14 protein-coding genes are annotated in these 16,422 nt (G+C 72.0%); 10 read left to right on the forward strand and 4 right to left on the reverse strand.

Annotation, left to right across the window (positions count from 1 at the left end; all coding sequences use genetic code 11):
- Positions 1-244: 244 nt before the first annotated feature.
- The 4 genes from M8542_RS24660 (at position 245) to M8542_RS24675 (ending at position 4,924) form a co-directional block, all read left to right on the forward strand.
- On the forward strand, positions 245-1,384 hold the full coding sequence (locus tag M8542_RS24660) for a sugar ABC transporter substrate-binding protein (RefSeq protein ID WP_257922603.1): 1,140 nt from the start codon (positions 245-247) through the stop codon (positions 1,382-1,384).
- 89 nt (positions 1,385-1,473) lie between these two features.
- On the forward strand, positions 1,474-2,247 hold the full coding sequence (locus tag M8542_RS24665; protein ID WP_257922604.1) for an ATP-binding cassette domain-containing protein: 774 nt from the start codon (positions 1,474-1,476) through the stop codon (positions 2,245-2,247).
- 20 nt (positions 2,248-2,267) lie between these two features.
- Positions 2,268-3,731, forward strand: coding sequence for a sugar ABC transporter permease (locus tag M8542_RS24670; RefSeq protein WP_257922605.1), 1,464 nt, complete (start codon positions 2,268-2,270; stop codon positions 3,729-3,731).
- A gap of 11 nt (positions 3,732-3,742) precedes the next feature.
- Positions 3,743-4,924, forward strand: coding sequence for an ROK family transcriptional regulator (locus M8542_RS24675; RefSeq protein ID WP_257922606.1), 1,182 nt, complete (start codon positions 3,743-3,745; stop codon positions 4,922-4,924).
- A 107-nt stretch (positions 4,925-5,031) separates the two neighbouring features.
- On the opposite strand, the gene M8542_RS24680 is transcribed toward M8542_RS24675, so the two are convergent.
- A complete protein-coding gene (locus M8542_RS24680) occupies positions 5,032-5,211 on the reverse strand; it encodes a DUF7455 domain-containing protein (protein WP_191316871.1) in 180 nt (59 codons plus the stop codon).
- Between the two features lie 342 nt (positions 5,212-5,553).
- Between M8542_RS24680 and M8542_RS24685 the strand changes: the two genes are divergently transcribed.
- The 3 genes from M8542_RS24685 to M8542_RS24695 all read left to right on the forward strand — a co-directional run bounded on the left by M8542_RS24685 (position 5,554) and on the right by M8542_RS24695 (position 9,310).
- Positions 5,554-6,351 carry an EamA family transporter gene (locus tag M8542_RS24685; RefSeq protein ID WP_257922607.1) on the forward strand — a complete coding sequence of 266 codons (798 nt, stop codon included), beginning with the start codon at positions 5,554-5,556 and terminating at the stop codon, positions 6,349-6,351.
- Positions 6,352-7,125: 774 nt separating this feature from the next.
- On the forward strand, positions 7,126-8,478 hold the full coding sequence (locus M8542_RS24690) for a type I glutamate--ammonia ligase (protein WP_257922608.1): 1,353 nt from the start codon (positions 7,126-7,128) through the stop codon (positions 8,476-8,478).
- Positions 8,479-8,527: 49 nt separating this feature from the next.
- Entirely contained in the window at positions 8,528-9,310 is a 783-nt protein-coding gene (locus tag M8542_RS24695) for a DUF6885 family protein (protein ID WP_257922609.1), read from the forward strand.
- Here the strand turns inward: M8542_RS24695 and M8542_RS24700 are convergent.
- From M8542_RS24700 to M8542_RS24710, 3 genes are read right to left on the reverse strand one after another with little or no spacing between them, the layout of a single operon-like run.
- Positions 9,288-10,739, reverse strand: a complete 1,452-nt coding sequence (locus tag M8542_RS24700) for an amino acid permease (RefSeq protein WP_257922713.1) — start codon at positions 10,737-10,739, stop codon at positions 9,288-9,290. The two genes, M8542_RS24695 and M8542_RS24700, sit on opposite strands and share 23 nt — an antisense overlap.
- Before the next feature lie 41 nt (positions 10,740-10,780).
- Positions 10,781-11,464, reverse strand: a complete 684-nt coding sequence (locus M8542_RS24705; RefSeq protein WP_257922610.1) for a response regulator — start codon at positions 11,462-11,464, stop codon at positions 10,781-10,783.
- Positions 11,461-12,648: a sensor histidine kinase gene (locus tag M8542_RS24710; RefSeq protein WP_257922611.1), complete on the reverse strand. Its 1,188-nt coding sequence runs from the start codon at positions 12,646-12,648 to the stop codon at positions 11,461-11,463. The genes M8542_RS24705 and M8542_RS24710 overlap by 4 nt, the downstream gene beginning before the upstream one ends.
- A gap of 145 nt (positions 12,649-12,793) precedes the next feature.
- Between M8542_RS24710 and M8542_RS24715 the strand changes: the two genes are divergently transcribed.
- From M8542_RS24715 to malQ, 3 genes are all read left to right on the forward strand, one after another.
- Positions 12,794-13,333, forward strand: coding sequence for a hypothetical protein (locus tag M8542_RS24715; protein ID WP_276587014.1), 540 nt, complete (start codon positions 12,794-12,796; stop codon positions 13,331-13,333).
- A complete protein-coding gene (locus M8542_RS24720; protein WP_257922613.1) occupies positions 13,330-13,527 on the forward strand; it encodes a hypothetical protein in 198 nt (65 codons plus the stop codon). The genes M8542_RS24715 and M8542_RS24720 overlap by 4 nt, the downstream gene beginning before the upstream one ends.
- An 882-nt stretch (positions 13,528-14,409) precedes the next feature.
- Positions 14,410-16,341, forward strand: coding sequence for a 4-alpha-glucanotransferase (malQ, locus tag M8542_RS24725; RefSeq protein WP_257922614.1), 1,932 nt, complete (start codon positions 14,410-14,412; stop codon positions 16,339-16,341).
- Positions 16,342-16,422 lie beyond the last annotated feature (81 nt).

Below are 16,422 nucleotides of genomic sequence, written 5' to 3' on the forward strand. Positions count from 1 at the left end.
GCGATCACATCGTCAGCGGATCTACTCTTTCCGGGCGGCTCCCAGCCTGTGTTGCCGAACCGTGTCCAATTGGTGTCATTTAATCGATCCAGCTATCTTCCCCGCAGCCGCTCAGCGGCATATGTTGTCGCCCACAACATATGCGCGTCGGTGCGCCGGGACCCTCCGGATCACCGCCCCGCAGGGCCCGAGACGACGTCGACGGCCCGCTCGTCACCAATGCTTGGATCCGGAAGGAACGAGGATGCGCAGCAGAACCCTTACCCTCCTCGCCGCCACGGTGAGCGCCGGCCTGGTGCTCTCCGCTTGCGGTGCCAACAGTTCGGACAGCGGGGGCTCGGGGAGCAACTCCGCCTCCTCCTCGGCGCCGGCCGCCGCCGGCGGTGCCAGCGGCAAGGTCGGCGTGATCCTCCCGGAGACCGCCACCTCGGCGCGCTGGGAGGCTTTCGACAAGCCGATGCTCCAGGCCGCGCTGACGGCCCAGGGCTTCGAGGTCGACATCCAGAACGCCCAGGGTGACAGCCAGAAGTTCTCGACCCTGGCCGACGGCTTCATCAGCTCCGGCGTCAAGGTCCTGATCATCGCCCCGTCCGACCCGGCGGTCGGCGTCGCGGTCGAGGCCAAGGCCAAGACCGCCGGCATCCCGGTCATCGACTACGACCGGCCGAGCCTGGGCGGCTCCGCGAACTACTACGTCTCGTTCGACAACGAGAAGGTCGGCCAGCTGCAGGGCCAGGCCATGGCGGACGCGCTGAAGAGCAAGGCGGGCGCGGGCTTCGTCCAGATCGAGGGCGCCCCGACCGACAACAACGCCACGCTGTTCACCAACGGCCAGGACAAGGTCCTCGAGCCGCTGGTCTCGGCCGGCACCCTGCGCCGCATCCAGAAGCAGCCGATCAACGACTGGGACAACCAGCTCGGCGGCACGACGTTCGAGCAGATCTTCACCGCCAACGGCGGCAAGGTCGACGGCGTCGTCGCGGCGAACGACGGCCTGGCCGGCGCGGTCATCACCGTGCTCAAGCGCAACGGCCTCAACGGCAAGATCCCGGTCACCGGCCAGGACGCCACCGCCGACGGCCTGATGGCGGTCATGCGCGGCGACCAGTACATGACCGTGTTCAAGCCGATCAAGGAAGAGGCCGAGGCCACCGCCAAGCTGGCCGCCGCCCTCGCCAAGGGCGACACCGCGGGCGCCGACGCCATCGCCACGGGCAAGCTGCACGACCCGAAGGGCAACCGCGACATCAAGTCCGTGCTGCTCACCCCGACGACGATCCTCGAGAAGGACGTCAAGACCGTCGTCACCCAGGGCTACGTGAAGGCCGCCGAGATCTGCGGTGGCGACCTCGCCGCCAAGTGCACCTCGCTCGGCATCTCCTGAGCCGCCCGCAGTAATCAAGAACTGCCGGGCCGGGACGCGCACCCCGACGGCGCGTCCCGGCCCGGTCCCCATACAGGAGAACGCCATCCATGAGTGAGCCCATCCTCGAGATCAAGGGCCTGAACAAGAGCTTCGGCCCCGTCCACGTCCTCCACGACGTGGACTTCGACGTGCGTGCGGGCGAAGTCACCGCACTGGTCGGCGACAACGGCGCCGGCAAGTCGACCCTCGTCAAGTGCATCGCCGGCATCCACCCGTACGACTCGGGGGCCGTGCGGTTCAACGGGCAGGACGCCCACATCCGCGGGCCGAAGGACGCGGCCGACCTCGGCATCGAGATCGTCTACCAGGACCTCGCGCTCGCCGACAACCTCGACATCGTCCAGAACATGTTCCTCGGCCGCGAGCGCGGGAGCAGCTGGAAGCTGGACGAAGCCAGCATGGAGAAGGCCGCCCGCGAGACGCTGGCCTCCCTCTCGGTCCGGACCGTGAAGTCCGTCCGCACGCCGGTCTCCTCGCTGTCCGGTGGTCAGCGCCAGACCGTCGCCATCGCGAAGTCGGTGCTGTGGAACAGCAAGGTCGTCGTGCTCGACGAGCCGACCGCCGCCCTCGGTGTCGCGCAGACCCGGCAGGTGCTCGACCTGGTCCGCCGGCTGGCCGAGCAGGGCCTGGGGGTCGTGCTGATCAGCCACAACATGGCCGACGTGTTCGAGGTCGCCGACCGCATCGCCGTGCTCTACCTCGGCCGGCTCGTCTCCGAGGTGCACACCAAGGACGTCACCCACGGCCAGGTCGTGGAACTGATCACCGCCGGTCGCTCCGGTGACCTCGGCTTGGCCCGGCCCGAAGCCGTGGTCCTGTGAGCGGGAAGAAAGAACCCGAAATGACTGAAACCCCTGCCAAGAACGAGGTCGGCACGCCCGCCGACGCGCTCGCGCAGACCCAGAACCCGACCGCGGCGATCACCGACTTCGGCATCGACACGACATCGATGTCAACCGGCGAAGCCGTCCGCGACTACTTCGCCCGCATCCGGGCCGGCGAACTCGGCTCACTGCCTTCGCTGTTCGGCCTGCTCGTGCTGGTGATCCTGTTCAGCGCGTTGTCGGACAACTTCTTCACCCTGGCGAACATCGCCAACGTCTTCCCGCAGGGCGCGGGCGTGATCATCATCGCGATGGGCATCGTCTTCGTGCTGCTGCTCGGCGAGATCGACCTCGCCGCCGGTGTCGCTTCCGGCACCGCCGCGTCGGTGATGGCGTTGCACTACGTGCACGCGGGCAACCTGCTGGGCTCCATGGGCACCGGCGTGTTCATCACGTTCATCGCGGTCCTCGCCGTGGCCGTGCTGCTGTCGGCCTACCAGCGGATCTGGGCCGGCGCCGCGTTGTCGCTGGTCGGCCTGCTGATCGTCGCGATCGGTGTCCCGGCCAACGCCTGGCTGGAGATCCTGCTGGCCATCTGCGTCGGCACCGCGATCGGCTGCATCACCGGCTTCCTCGTCTCGAAGATCGGCATGCCGTCCTTCGTCGTGACGCTCGCGCTGTTCATCGTGTGGCAGGGCGTCCTGCTGCAGTTCATCGGTGAGGGCGGCACGATCGGCATCACGAACTCGGACATCCTGTACAAGATCTCCAACGGCAACCTGAGCATCCTGGGCAGCTGGATCTTCTTCCTGATCGCCGCCGGCGGCTTCGCGGTGATCACGCTGCTCAGCCACTTCAAGCGGCTTCAGCGTGGTCTGGTCGTGCAGCCGACGGCGCTGGTGATGATCAAGGTCGGCGCGCTCGTCGTGCTGTCGGCGCTGGGCACCTGGCTGCTGACGATCAACCGTTCGCCGAACAAGACGGTCGTCACGATCGAGGGCATCCCGTACGTCATCCCGATCATGCTGGTGCTGCTGGTGGCCGGGACCTACGTGCTGAACCGGACCAAGTACGGCCGGTACGTCTACGCGGTCGGCGGCAACAAGGAAGCCGCCCGCCGGGCCGGTATCGACGTGCCGAAGATCCGGGCGAGCGTGTTCGTCATCGGCTCGGCGGTCGCGGCCATCGGCGGCATCGTCGCCGCGTCGAAGGTCGGTTCGGTCAGCCCGCAGTCCGGTGGCCTGAACACGCTGCTGTACTCGGTCGGCGCGGCCGTCATCGGCGGCACGTCGCTGTTCGGCGGCAAGGGCCGGGTGGCGGACGCGGTCGTCGGTGGCCTGGTCATCGCCGTGGTCATCAACGGCCTGGGCCTGCTCAAGCAGCCGGCCGCGGTGGTCAACATCATCACCGGTCTGGTCCTGCTGCTGGCCGCCACGGTGGACGCGCTGTCGCGGCGCCGCGCGGCTGCGTCGACGCGCTGAGCCAGCATGGAATGATAAAGCCCGTGTCCAGCTCACCCGTTGCTCGACCGGACGAGGTGCGCCGGCACAACCGCACTACCCTGCTCCGCTTGCTGCACGTCAGCGGGCCGAGCACCCGGGCGACCCTCGCCGCCGAGCTGGGGCTCAACCGGAGCACGATCAAGACCCTCGTCGACGGGCTGGCCGAAGCCGGTGTCGTCGAGGAGAAGGTGCCGAGGCCGGGACGAGGGGCGGGCCGCCCCTCGCTCCTGGTCCTGCCCCAGCCGCACGCGGCGGTCGTGCTCGCGGTCGACCTGCAGGTCGAGCACGTCGCGATCGCCCTGGTCGGGCTGGGCGGCCAGATCTTGGGCCGCAACAGCTGGAACCTGCGGGGCCGGATGGGCCAGCCGGATGAGGTCATCACGCACGTCATCGAGTCGACGACCATCCTGGCCGGCGACCTCGGCGTGACCCCGGTGGCGGCCGGGGTGTCGGTGCCCGGCGTCGTCCGGCGGGCCGACGGGCACGTGCACGAGGCCCCGAACCTGCGCTGGACCGACGTCGCACTCGGCGAACGCCTCGGCGGGGTGCTGCAGATCCCGATCCTGGTCGGCAACGACGCCGAGTTCGGCGCGGTCGCCGAGCACCTGCGCGGCGCGGCCCGCGGAGCGTCGGATGTGGTGTACATCTCGGCGGACGTCGGGGTCGGCGGCGGGGTCATCGCCGAAGGCTCGGCGCTGCGCGGCGGCTCCGGCTACGTCGGCGAGATCGGGCACATGGTGATCCGCCCGGACGGCCGGGCCTGCTACTGCGGCAGCAGTGGCTGCTGGGAGACCGAGGTCGGCGAAGCGGCGTTGTGCCGGGCGCTCGGGCTGCCCGAGGACACCCCGCGCGGGGCGATCCTGTTCGAGCTGCGCGACCTGGGCCGCAACCCGGAGGCGGCGCTGTCCCGGCTGGCGGAGTTCGCCGAGTGGCTGACGCTGGGGCTGATCAACGTGGTCAACCTGCTGGGCCCGCAACTGGTGATCCTCGGCGACCTGCTCACGGTGCTGCCGGAGGCGGTGCTGCGGCACGTGGGCACCGAGGTGCGCCGGCGCAGCCTGGTGAGCCGGGCGGTCGGCGGCACGCGGATCGTGAGCTCCGCGCTGGGGGCCGACGGGACGCTGCTCGGCGCCGCGGAAGTGGCGTTCGAGGTCGTGCTGGATTCTGTCTGATTTCTTCTCCGGTTTTCGCGTCCGTGATATCGGACACGCTCTTTGCAAGATGCAGAAAGGCGGCCGGTGCCTGTGCGCACCGGCCGCCTTTCGACGTCGTAAGGGTGTTACCGCTGGATATCGGCGGACAGTTCCTTGAGCTTGGCCTCGTGCTCACGGGCGTGGTGCCCGCAGAAGAGCAGTTCGCCTCCTCCGGAGAGGACGGCTCGTACCTGAGCTGCAGCTCCGCACCGGTCACAGCGGTCGGCGGCGGTCAGTTCGGGGCGGGTGAGCGTCGGCGATGTCATGGGGGTCTCCCTCCGTCCCGGCACCGGTCGCCCGGTGCCATCGATCCAGCTACGCCCACTTCGGGACTGATGCCGGTGGCGGCGATCGCCTCCGGCTCCGCGGTGTTCGTATCTCTACTCTTGCAGACGTTTCGCGGCCCGCAAGTGTTCCCGCGCCGGTGGGACCTGAGTCACGCCGATTTACCCCGGATGTCGTAGCCGGATCCCGCAATGCAGGAGACGAATACCCGGAGAGTTACGTTTTCCGTGGTCAGGCACCATGGAGTCGTGAGTACGGTGACCACGCCCCGACGGGTTTCCGGGGTACCCGCTCCGCTCTTGTTCGTTCTCAGCGGAATTTCGATGTACGCCGGCGCGGCCATCGCGGTCGGCCTTTTCGGGCACGCCACCCCGGCCGGGGTGGCGTGGCTGCGCTGCCTGGGCGCGGCGGTGGTGCTGCTGGCCTGGCGCCGCCCACCGAGTTCGGCGTGGCGAGGCCGCGCTTTGCTGCTGGCGATCGCGTTCGGCGTCGTGACGGCGGGCATGAACGTGCTGTTCTACGAGGCGATCGCCCGGCTCCCGCTGGGCACGGTGGTGGCCCTGGAGTTCGCCGGCCCGGTGGCGGTGGCGGCGTTCGGCAGCCGCTCACCGCGGGACGTGCTGGCGGTGGTCCTGGTGGCGTGCGGGGTGGTGGCGATCGCGGACGTCCAGCTGGCGGGCTCGGTCACCGGAGTGCTGTTCGCGTTGGGCGCGGCGGCGGCGTGGGCGGGCTACATCGTGCTGGGCAAGCGAGTGGCCTCGTCGTCCCGGTCGGGTTTGGACAGCTTGGCAATCGGCTTCACGGCGGCGACGGCGGTGCTGTCCCCACTGGCGTGGGGGACGGGCGAGGTGTGGTCTTCGCCACGGATGCTGCTGCTCGGGATCGGCGTGGGCGTGCTGTCGACGGTGGTGCCGTACGCACTGGACCAGGTGGTGCTGCGGCGGCTGGGCCAGGCTCGGTTCGCGGTGTTGCTGGCGTTGCTCCCGGTGACTGCTGGGGTGATGGGGTTCTTGTTGCTGGGGCAGGTGCCGTCGCTTTTCGAGACGCTGGGGACGTTGGCTGTTGTGGGTGGGGTGGCTTTGCGTAGCCGGGACGGGGTGGTTCCTGAGCCGCCTGGGTGAGGTTTGCGGGTGGCTGGGTGGGCCGGCTGCGGGTCGGCCCGCTCGGGTCTCGGCCGGCTCGGCTCGCTCGGCCCGCCAGTCACCGGTTCCCGGCCTGGCCCCAGCCCGGCTGCCGCCGCCCAGCCCCCGGTTCACCCAGTCCTGGCTCATTGGCCTCCCGTTACCAGCCTGCCCGGCCCCGGTCCGTCGGCCGCCCATTGGCCGGCCTACTCGGCCCACCGGTTTCGGCCCCGCCACTCGGCGCACCGCCGTCGGTTGCTCGGCGCCCCGCCGCCGGCCACCCGGCCCGCCAGTCACCGGTTCCCAGCCCGGCCTCAGCCCAGCTCTCGCCGCCCGGCCCCCGGTTCACCCAGTCCCGGCTCATTGGCCTCCCGTTTCCAGCCTGCCCGGCCCCGGTCCGCCTGCCGCCCATTGGCCGGCCTACTCGGCCCACCGGTTCCGGCCCCACCACTCGGCACCCCGCCGTCGGTCGCTCGGCGCCTCGCCGCCGGCCACCCGGCCACCCGGCCCGCCAGTCACCGGTTCCCGCCCCAGGCCCTGACCCACCCGCCCGTGCCGCCCACAGCTCCGGCACCAGTACAAAAGGCGAGCCGACCGGCCGCCCGCCGAGTTACCCACAGGGCCGCCGTGATGTGGACAATCCGGCTCGACCGGCCCTTCTCGCGGCCTTTTCGTCGGTGCCGCCCGATACGCTGAAGCGGGGCTCGTCCCCCGGGATGGGTGGGGTCTTTTTCGGGGGCCGGGTCGTTCAGGGGCCGGAGGAGGCGGTGGGCCATGACCAAGGCTGCGTCGGCCGCGGCGAAGGACTTCGCGGCCGCCGGGGTGGGTGGGGTGCACCTCGCCTGGGCCGACAACAACGGCATTCCGCGCTCGAGGATCGTGCCCGTCGGGGGCCTTGCCGATGCCGCCACCCGGGGTGTCGGGGCCACCTCGCTCTTCGCCGTCTTCGACAGCCATGACGCCATCACCTACGGGCACGCCGGCCTCGGCACGCCGTCCGGGGACGTCCGGCTCGTTCCCGTCGTCGAGCGGCTGCAGCGGCTTGCCGGGCAGCCCGCGCTCGCCTGGGCGCCCGTCCGGCAGCTCACCGCCGAAGGCGAGCCCTGGCCCTACTGCCAGCGCGCCGTCCTCGAAGCGCAGGTTGCCGAGGGTGCTCGGCGGGGGCTCGAGTTCCGCGCCGGTTACGAGCTCGAGTTCGCCGTCGCTCCCGCGGGCAGCGTCGACATCCTGTCGACACCCGGGCACCCCGGCCCGGCCTACAGCCCGCACGCGCTCATCGGCCTCGACGGCTTCGTCGCCGCTCTCCTGCACGACTTCGCCGCCAACGGCCTCCGGATCGGCCAGCTGCACGCCGAGTACGGCGTCGCGCAGCTCGAGCTGTCGCTGGCCGCCACCGATCCGGTCTCCGCCGCCGATGATCAGCTGCTCGCCCGCCAGACCATCCACGCCGCCGCGCATGCGCATGGGCTCGTCGTCAGCTTCGCGCCGCTGATCGGGCTCGGCGCCGCCGGCAACGGCTGGCACCTGCACACCTCCGTCCGCCGCAAGGGCCGCAACCTCCTCGGCACCGGCGGAGACGGCCTGCCCACCGAACCCGGCTACCTCGCCGGGCTGCTGCGCGACCTGCCGGCGCTGACCGCGATCACCGCGCCGAGCGTCCCGTCGACCCTGCGCCTGCGTCCCGGCTACTTCGCGGGCGCGTACGCCTTCTGGGGCGTCGAGAACCGCGAAGCGCCGCTGCGGTACGTCCCGGGCTCGTCGTTGCTGGGTGCCGACCACGCGAACGTCGAGCTCAAGACGTCCGACGCGTCGGCCAACCCCTACCTCGCGCTGGCCGTCGTGCTCGCCGCCGGGATGGCCGGCATCGAGGACTCGGCCGCGCTGCCCGAGCCGATCGCCGAGGACCCCGGTGGCTGGACCGAGGGTGAGCGGGAGACGCGCGGTGTGCGCGGGCTGCCGGCCGACACCGCCGAACAGGACGCTGCCCTGCTGGCTTCGCCGCGCGTCGCCGGCGTGCTCGGCGAAGACCTGTTGGGCGCCTTCCGCGCCGTCCGGGCGTCGGACGCGGCGTGGGCGGCCGAGCGCACCTCCGACGAGATCGTGGCCGCGCACCTGTGGCGTTATTGAAGGCTGGGACAATGGGTCCGACGAATCCGGGAAACCGCTGAGGGGACCGATGTCTTCGGGGATCGACGGCGGGCAGCTCGACCTGTCCGGGGTGCGCTGGCTGCCGGGCGGGGCCCGCCTGGCCGCGCTGGCCCAGGCGGAGCTGCCGCAGAAGGACGGCCTGGCCGCGGCGTTCTGCGGGCTCGCGGCACTGCGGGCGGCGGGCTTCGACGTGCGCGACCAGGACGCCGTCGCGGCGGCCGCGGGCACAGTCCGCGGACCCGTCGTGCGCCCGCCGGGCGAGGCGGGCCGGCCGGGGTTCCGGCTGCCGCTGCCGGTCGTCGACGACCCGGCCGCGGCGGGCACCCGGGTTTCCGGGTTGGCCGCGGCCCTCGGCACGTTGTCGGCCGGCGCCCTCTCGGCCGTGCCGGCGACGGGGGCGTGGACCACCGAGGCGCTCTTCGACCTGCTGGTCGGGCTGTGGGACGTCCCGCGCGTCGCGGTGATCGCCCGGATCGACGCCGCCGAGCTCGGCGCCGCCGACACCCCCGAGCGCGCGCTGCTCGACTACCTGGACACCGGCGTCCCGCCCCTGTGGACGTCCCGCTGGCGCCCGCCCGGCGGTCACTTCGTGCTGCCGGCGGGTATCCGCATCGGTGCCGAGGGCACGCTGCTGTCCGTTGTGGACACCTATCCGTCGTTGGGGGACAACGGGATCCACGACCAGCCCCTCGAGTGGATGACGGCGGCGCTGGGCGGGCTCGGCGTGCTGGTGGTCGTCGACGCGGACCAGACGGCGGTGACGCACGAGGCGGTCCGCGCCGCCGGCCTCACTCCGTCCTTTTGGGACTGACCTCGGTGTCGCCGGCGTTTTCCGGGGCGAACCGCGAGTGCCGGCGGCCGTAGACGAAGTAGATCACCAGGCCGATCACCAGCCACGCCGCGAACCGGATCCAGGTCAGCACGTTCAGGTTGAGCATCAGGTACAGGCAGGCCAGCGCCGCCACGATCGGGACCACCGGCGAGAACGGCACCTTGAACGGCCGGTCCAGGTCGGGTCGGCGACGGCGCAGCGCCGGGACCGCCACCGCCACGATGATCATCGCCGACAGCGCGCCGATGCTCACCATGTCGGCCAGCTCGGAGATCGGGATGAACGCGGCCAGCACGGCGATCAGCGCGGCGCCGCCGATGGTCATCCGGTGCGGGGTGCCCCACTTCGGGTGCGCGGTGCCCAGCGCCTTCGGCAGCAGGCCGTCGCGGCCCATGGCGAACCCGATGCGCCCGATCGTCACCAGCTCCACCATCATCACCGACGTCAGGCCGGTCACCGCGCCGAGCGAGATGAGCGCGCCGACCCAGTGCTGGCCGACCCGGTCGAACGCGTCGGCCAGCGGCGCGCCCGTGTCGATGTCGGTGAAGGGGATCATGCCGGTCAGCACGATCGACACGCCGATGTAGAGCAGCGCGCACACGGCGAGCGCGCCGAGGATGCCGACGCGGAGGTCCTTGCGCGGGTTGAGCGTCTCCTCGCCGAGGTTCGCGAGCGCTTCGAAGCCGGTGTAGGCGAAGAAGACCACGGCGGCGGCGGTGACCATGCCGGCGATGCCGTACACCGACTGCTCGAGCCCCAGCGCGGCCTGGACGATCGGCTGCTCCAGCACGGTCGACCCGCCGGCCGGCGCCTGCGCCGGCGGGATGAACGGGGTCAGGTTCGCGCCCTTGACGAAGAACAGCCCGACCGCGAGCACCAGCACGCAGACGGCGACCTTCACGCAGACCAGCAGGTTGGTCACCCAGGCCGATTCCTTGATGCCCCGCACGGCGACCACGGTCAGGATCGCGATGATGAGCACCGCGCCGACGTTGACCTTCGCGTCTTCGCCGAACCACTCCGGCGACAGCCCGAGCAGGTTCGCGAGGTAGCCGGACCAGCCGCGCGACACGACGGCGGCGCCGAGCGCGAACTCCAGCAGCAGGTCCCAGCCGATGATCCAGGCGAACACCTCGCCGAGGGTGGCGAAGGCGTAGGTGTAGGCGCTGCCGGCCGTCGGGACGCTCGAAGCGAGTTCGGCGTAGCAGAGCGCCGCGAGCCCCGCGACGACCGCGCCGAGCACGAACGACAACGTCACCGCCGGCCCGGCGTGCGTCTTCGCCTCGACACCCGCGAGGGTGAAGATGCCGGTGCCGATGATGATCCCGACGCCGAACCCGACCAGGTCGCGTCCGCGCAGTCGCCGTTTGAGCTCCCCCGAGTCCTGGCGCTTCAGGACATCGTCCACGTTCAACGTTCTCCGCACACCCATGAGGAGAAGTTAGAAGGTCACGGAGGTTCCCGCAGATCGGCCGCCTCTCCGTTGCCCGAGGCCAGGCCGTGTTCCTGGGCGATGATCGCCGCCTGGACGCGGGAGCGCAGGTCGAGCTTGGTGAGCACGCGCGAGACGTGCGTCTTCACCGTCGTCTCGCCGATGTACAGGCGGGTGCCGATCTGGGCGTTCGACAGGCCCGCGCCGAGGCAGGCGAGGACCTCGCGCTCGCGCTCGGTCAGGTCGCCGAGCCCTGGGACCGTGGGCGCCGGCTCGCGGCTGTTCGCGGCGAAGGAGGTGAGCACCCGCCGGGTGACCTCCGGGGCGAGCACGCCCCCGCCGGCCGCGACCAGCTTGACGGCCTCGATCAGCCTGTCCGCCTCGACCGACTTGAGCAGGAACCCGGCCGCGCCGGCCCGCAACGCGCCGTCGACGTACTCGTCGATGTCGAAGGTGGTGAGCACGAGGACTTCGGACAGCCCTTCGGCGAGCATTTGGCGGGTGGCGGTGATGCCGTCGGTGCCCGGCATCCGGACGTCCATCAGCGTGACGTCCGGCCGCAGCACGCGCGCCTGGCGCACGGCCGCGGCGCCGTCGGCGGCCTCGCCGACGACCTGGACGCCCTCGGCGTTGTTCAGGATCATGACGAGGCCATCGCGGATGGCGCTGTGGTCGTCGGCGACCAGGACCTTGACCGTCATCGGGACTCCTCGCCCGCGGAGGCGACCGGCAGTTCGGCCCGGACCAGCCAGCCTTCGCCGGCCGGGCCCGCGGTGACGGTGCCGCCGACCGCGTCGGCTCGTTCGCGCATGTTCAGCAGACCGGTCCCCGAGCCCTCCGCGGGGGTGACGGGGTGGGGCTGCACGTCGTTGCGGACCTCGACCTCGAGGAAGCCGTCGAGGTAGCGGACGTCGAGGTCGACGTGGCCGCCCGGGGCGTGCTTCGCCACGTTGGTCAGCGCCTCCTGCGCGATCCGGTACGCGGTCAGGTCGACCGCCGTCGGGATGCTCTCCCAGCCGTCCACTGTGGACCCCATGGTGACGTCGAGGCCGCTGGCCCGCGCCGACTCCACCAGCCTGGCCAGTTCCGCCAGCCGGGCCGGCGCGGTGGTCTCCGCGGCCGCGCCTTCGGCCTTGAGCAGCCCGATCATCGTCCGCATCTCTTCCAGCGCGCTGACGCTGTTTTCCCGCACCGACGCCAGCACCTTCTTCGCCAGCGGTGAGTCGGGCATCGACAACGCCGCCTCCGACTGGATCGCGATGGCCGAGAGGTGCCCGGCGATCACGTCGTGCAGGTCGCGGGCCATCCGCGCGCGTTCGGCGGCCACCGCCGCCCGCCTGTCGAGCTCCGCGATCTTCGCCAGCTGCCCGGCGTTCGCCCGTTCGGTTTCGGCGATGTCGCGCTGCTGCCGGACGTTCGCCGCCCACCACACCGGGGTGAGGACGAACGGCAGCACGCTGACCGCGGCCAGCAGCGCCATGCGCCACTCCTGGCCCAGGACGAGCACCGCGGCCAGCACGACCACCACCGACGCGCCGGCGACGCCGATCATCACGCGGCTCATCCGGCGGGAGCCGTAGAGCGTTGCCGCGTAGAGGAAGTCGGTGAAGATGATCAGGACGGGGAGGGACGGGCTGAGCCAGATGTCGACGGCCAGCACCGCGGTGGCCAGGAGCAGGGCGCCCGGCACCCACCGGCGGAGCAGCTCGAGGCCGCACAGCGCGGTGAGCTCCAGCAGCCGCGCCCACAAGGGGGCGTGGTCGTAGGAGGTCAGGATCCGGTGGATCCCGGCCGCGTAGACGAGGAAGCCGACCAGCCAGGTGGCCAGGGCGATCAGGGCGTCCTGCTGCCACGCCGGGCGTGATCGCAGGCGAGGGAGGTGCATGTGACCATCCCAGCACACGGGGTGACCGGGGCGCGTCCTACGAAGTGATGACCCGGGGTCCTGCCTTCCGACGACGCGCCCGCGACGCCCGGTGACCGAACCTGGAGACGTGGACGAGATCGGAAAGTTCTTCGCGGAAAACCCGATGGCCGCCGTCATCGCGGGCGGCGAGATCGGGTTCTGGGTGCTGATCGCGGCGGGGCTCGCGGTGCGGTACGGGCTGCGCGCGCGGCGCGCGTCGGTGGTGCTGCTCGCCATGGTGCCGCTGATCGACGTGGTGGTGCTGGTGGCGACGGTGATCGACCTCGGCGGCGGCGCGAAGGCGAACTTCACGCACGGGCTGGCGGCGGTGTACCTCGGGTTCAGCGTGGTGTTCGGGCCGAGCATGGTCCGCTGGGCCGACGTGCGGTTCGCGCACCGCTTCGCGGGCGGGCCACCGCCGCCGAAGCGGCAGGGTCGGGAGAAGCTGAGCCACGAGTGGCGCGAGTTCGGCAAGTGCGTGCTGGCGTGCGGCCTGGCGGCGGCGGCCCTGCTGGCGGCGATCATCGTGATCGGCACGCCGGAGCAGGTGGCGCCGCTGTGGGGGTGGTTCCCGCGGCTGGGGACCGTGCTGGCGATCTGGCTGGTGACGGGCCCGGTCTGGCAGGAGCTGTCCGGCAGCCGCCGCGAGGAGGTGCGGCGGTGATCGAGCTGCTGGGGATCCTGCTGGTGGTGCAGGGAGCGGGTGGGTTGCTCAACCGGCTGCTCGGGGCGGGTTCGCCGAGCTGGTTCGTGCAGCTGCACCTGCTGCCGGCTTCGCTGCACATCGCGGCGAGTGTGGTGATGGTGCTGGCCGGGGCGGCGGTGCTGCTCCTTGTCCGGGGGCGGCGGTCGGGGTAGCGGGGCGCGGCCGGGTTGGCCGGGGGCGGGGAGAGGTGGGTGAGGCGGACGGGGAGCGGTCCGGGTGGTTGGGCGGAGGCTCGGGCGGCTGGGGATGGGAGGGGTGTGCGAGGTGGTTGGGCGGAGAGGCTGGGGTGGCTGGGGAAGGGAGAGGTGGGTGAGGTGGCTCGGGTGGTTGGGCGGAGAGGCTGGGGTGGCTGGGGAAGGGAGAGGTAGGTGAGGCAGCCGGGGGGAGCTGCCCGGGCGGCCGCGCGGACAGGCTCGGGCGGCAGGCGGGAAAGGCCTGGGCGGCTGGGGAGGAGTCCGGAGCGGCCGGGGAGCGGCGGGAAGGGCGCCGGGCGGCCAGGGGAAGGCCTGGGCGGCCGGCGAGAGGGGATCGGGGCAGTTTGATCTGGCCGGCTGGGCGAGAGCGCCGCGACTGGGCCGGACAAGGCGGGCTTGCGGGGCGAGAGGGCGCAGCGGGGTGGGCGGGGCGGCGCGCGGTCAGCTTGCTGGGTGGGCCGGCGCGCGGATGGCCGGCCTGGACGAGGCGGCCTGTGGCGTGGGAGGGCACGGCGGAACCAATCACGATCAGCCTGGTGGGACCGAGCTGGACGAGAGCGCGGCGGCCGGGCCGCGAAGCCGGGCCTGTGTGGAGGGCGAGGGCACAGCGGGGTGGCCGGGCCCACCTCGGCCGGGCCGCGAAGCCGGGCCGGCCGGAGGGCGGGGTGGCCGGAGGGACCGGCGCGCCGGCGGCCGGAGGAAGAGCGCTCAACCGGACAAACCCGCCCGCAGGCAGGCCACCGGAAGAGCAAAGCGGCGAACGGTGAACGCTCTGCGGCCGCCGGGTGACGTCGTTCGCTGCGGATGGCGCGATTCCTCCGCTGCCGGAATGCTGGGGCCGTGCCCGACGAGATCCCCGCCCGTAGTGCCCTGCACCTGCTCGCCGACCGGTACGGCGTTGCCACCCGGTACGAGAACGCCGACCAGGAGTGGGTCGATGTCGATGATGATGTCGTCGCCGCCGTCCTGCGGCAGTTCGGGGTCGATACCGACGGTGAACACGAACCCGAGCCCGCTGGCGCACTGCCGCCGACCATCGTTCTCACGCAGGGGACCGCCCGGGACCTGCCCGGGCCCGCCGAGGTCGTGCTCGAAGACGGCAGCCGGCGTTCCGTGGACCGTGAGCTGCCCGGGGATCTGCCGCTCGGCTGGCACCGGGTCGTCACCGCCGACCAGGACGTCGTGCTCGCCGTCGTTCCCGGGAAGCTGCCCGACGTGCCGCCCGCCTGGGGGTGGATGCTGCAGCTCTACGCCCTGCACTCGGCCGGCTCCTGGGGCATCGGCGACTACGCCGACCTCGCGACCTTCGCCGCCCGGTCCGCCTCCGAACTCGACGCCGGCGTGCTGCTCGTCAACCCCGTCCAGGCCTTCAGCCCCGCCCACCCCGTCGAACGCTCGCCGTACTCGCCGGCCAGCCGCCGCTTCGCGAACCCGCTCTACCTGCGTGTCACCGCCACCGAGACCTTCCTCAACGCCGACGCCGCCACCCGGGCAGCCGTCGAATCGCTCGCTCCGGACCGCGATGGCGAGCTCATCGACTACGACGCCGTCTGGACCGCCAAGCGCGCCGCCCTCGAACTGCTCTGGCCGCACCGCGTCGAGGAGGTGCCCGAAGATCCGGATCTGCTCGGCTTCGCCCTGTTCAGCGCCCTCGCCGAACAGCACGGCGCCGACTGGCGGGAGTGGCCGGAGTCGCTGCGGGACCCCGCCACCCCCGAGGTCGGGAAGGCCCGCCAGGAACTCGAGGAACGCGTCGGCTTCCACACCTGGCTCCAGCACCTCTGCCGCGAGCAGCTCGAGACCGCCCGCAAGGCGGCAAAGGACGCCGGGATGACCGTCGGGATCGTGCACGACCTGCCCGTCGGCGTGCACCCCGGCGGGGCCGACACCTGGGCCGCGCGGGACGTCTTCGCCGCCGATGTGCGGGTCGGCGCGCCGCCGGACGCCTTCAACCAGCAGGGCCAGGACTGGAACCTGCCGCCGTGGCGGCCCGACAAGCTCGCCGAGGCCGGGTACGCGCCCTTCCGGGACGTCATCCGGGGCGTCCTGCGCTACGCCGACGGCATCCGCGTCGACCACATCGCCGGGCTCTGGCGGCTCTGGTGGATCCCGCCGGGCGAACCCGCCCACCGCGGCACCTACGTCCACTACGACGCCGAGGCCATGGTCGGCGTGCTCGCGCTCGAAGCGCACCGGGCCGGCGCGGTCGTCGTGGGGGAGGACCTCGGCACCGTCGAGGAGACCGTCACCGAGACCATGCACGAGCGCGGCATGCTCAGCTCGGCCGTCCTGTGGTTCGAACGCGACTGGGACGCGCCCGGCAAGCCGTTCACCCGGCCGGCCGGCTGGGACCCGGACGCCATGGCCAGCATCTCCACCCACGACCTGCCGACGGTCTCCGGCTGGCTGCGGGGCGAGCACGTGCGCGTCCGGGCCGAGCTGGGCCTGCTCGACCGCGGGGTCGAGGCCGAGGAGGAGGCGGCCGCCGCCGAACGCGCGGCGCTGCGGGAACTCCTTGTGCGGGAAGGGATTCCGGCCGACGACATGGTCGTCGCGTTGCACACCCTGCTGGCGCGGGCCGCGTCACGGCTGGTGCTGACCTCGCCGGCCGACGTCGCGGGCCAGGTGCGGCAGCCGAATCTGCCCGGGACGGTCGACCAGTACCCTAACTGGCGGATTCCCCTTCCCGTCAGCGTCGACGGCTTCTTCACCGCGAAGGGGGTGCGCGCCGCGGTGGCGCCGCTGGCAGCAGCGCGTCCTTTACCCGGGTAACGGGTACTCCACGGCGTACGACCCCCGCAGTGACGCACGTCCGCGAGCGCGGACGCGCCCGGTACACCCTGTAAAGCTCGA

It is taken from the genome of Amycolatopsis iheyensis (genome assembly GCF_024703995.1).
In the GTDB taxonomy this organism is placed as follows: Bacteria; Actinomycetota; Actinomycetes; order Mycobacteriales; family Pseudonocardiaceae; genus Amycolatopsis; species Amycolatopsis iheyensis.

What these genes read in the sequence shown, in the direction of transcription:
- M8542_RS24660 (WP_257922603.1), top strand. Translation starts at nt 245, where the DNA reads ATGCGCAGCAGAACCCTTACCCTCCTCGCCGCCACGGTGAGCGCCGGC.
- M8542_RS24665 (WP_257922604.1), top strand. Translation starts at nt 1,474, where the DNA reads ATGAGTGAGCCCATCCTCGAGATCAAGGGCCTGAACAAGAGCTTCGGC.
- M8542_RS24670 (WP_257922605.1), top strand. Translation starts at nt 2,268, where the DNA reads ATGACTGAAACCCCTGCCAAGAACGAGGTCGGCACGCCCGCCGACGCG.
- M8542_RS24675 (WP_257922606.1), top strand. Translation starts at nt 3,743, where the DNA reads ATGATAAAGCCCGTGTCCAGCTCACCCGTTGCTCGACCGGACGAGGTG.
- M8542_RS24680 (WP_191316871.1), bottom strand. Translation starts at nt 5,211, where the DNA reads ATGACATCGCCGACGCTCACCCGCCCCGAACTGACCGCCGCCGACCGC.
- M8542_RS24685 (WP_257922607.1), top strand. Translation starts at nt 5,554, where the DNA reads ATGTACGCCGGCGCGGCCATCGCGGTCGGCCTTTTCGGGCACGCCACC.
- M8542_RS24690 (WP_257922608.1), top strand. Translation starts at nt 7,126, where the DNA reads ATGACCAAGGCTGCGTCGGCCGCGGCGAAGGACTTCGCGGCCGCCGGG.
- M8542_RS24695 (WP_257922609.1), top strand. Translation starts at nt 8,528, where the DNA reads ATGTCTTCGGGGATCGACGGCGGGCAGCTCGACCTGTCCGGGGTGCGC.
- M8542_RS24705 (WP_257922610.1), bottom strand. Translation starts at nt 11,464, where the DNA reads ATGACGGTCAAGGTCCTGGTCGCCGACGACCACAGCGCCATCCGCGAT.
- M8542_RS24710 (WP_257922611.1), bottom strand. Translation starts at nt 12,648, where the DNA reads ATGCACCTCCCTCGCCTGCGATCACGCCCGGCGTGGCAGCAGGACGCC.
- M8542_RS24715 (WP_276587014.1), top strand. Translation starts at nt 12,794, where the DNA reads ATGGCCGCCGTCATCGCGGGCGGCGAGATCGGGTTCTGGGTGCTGATC.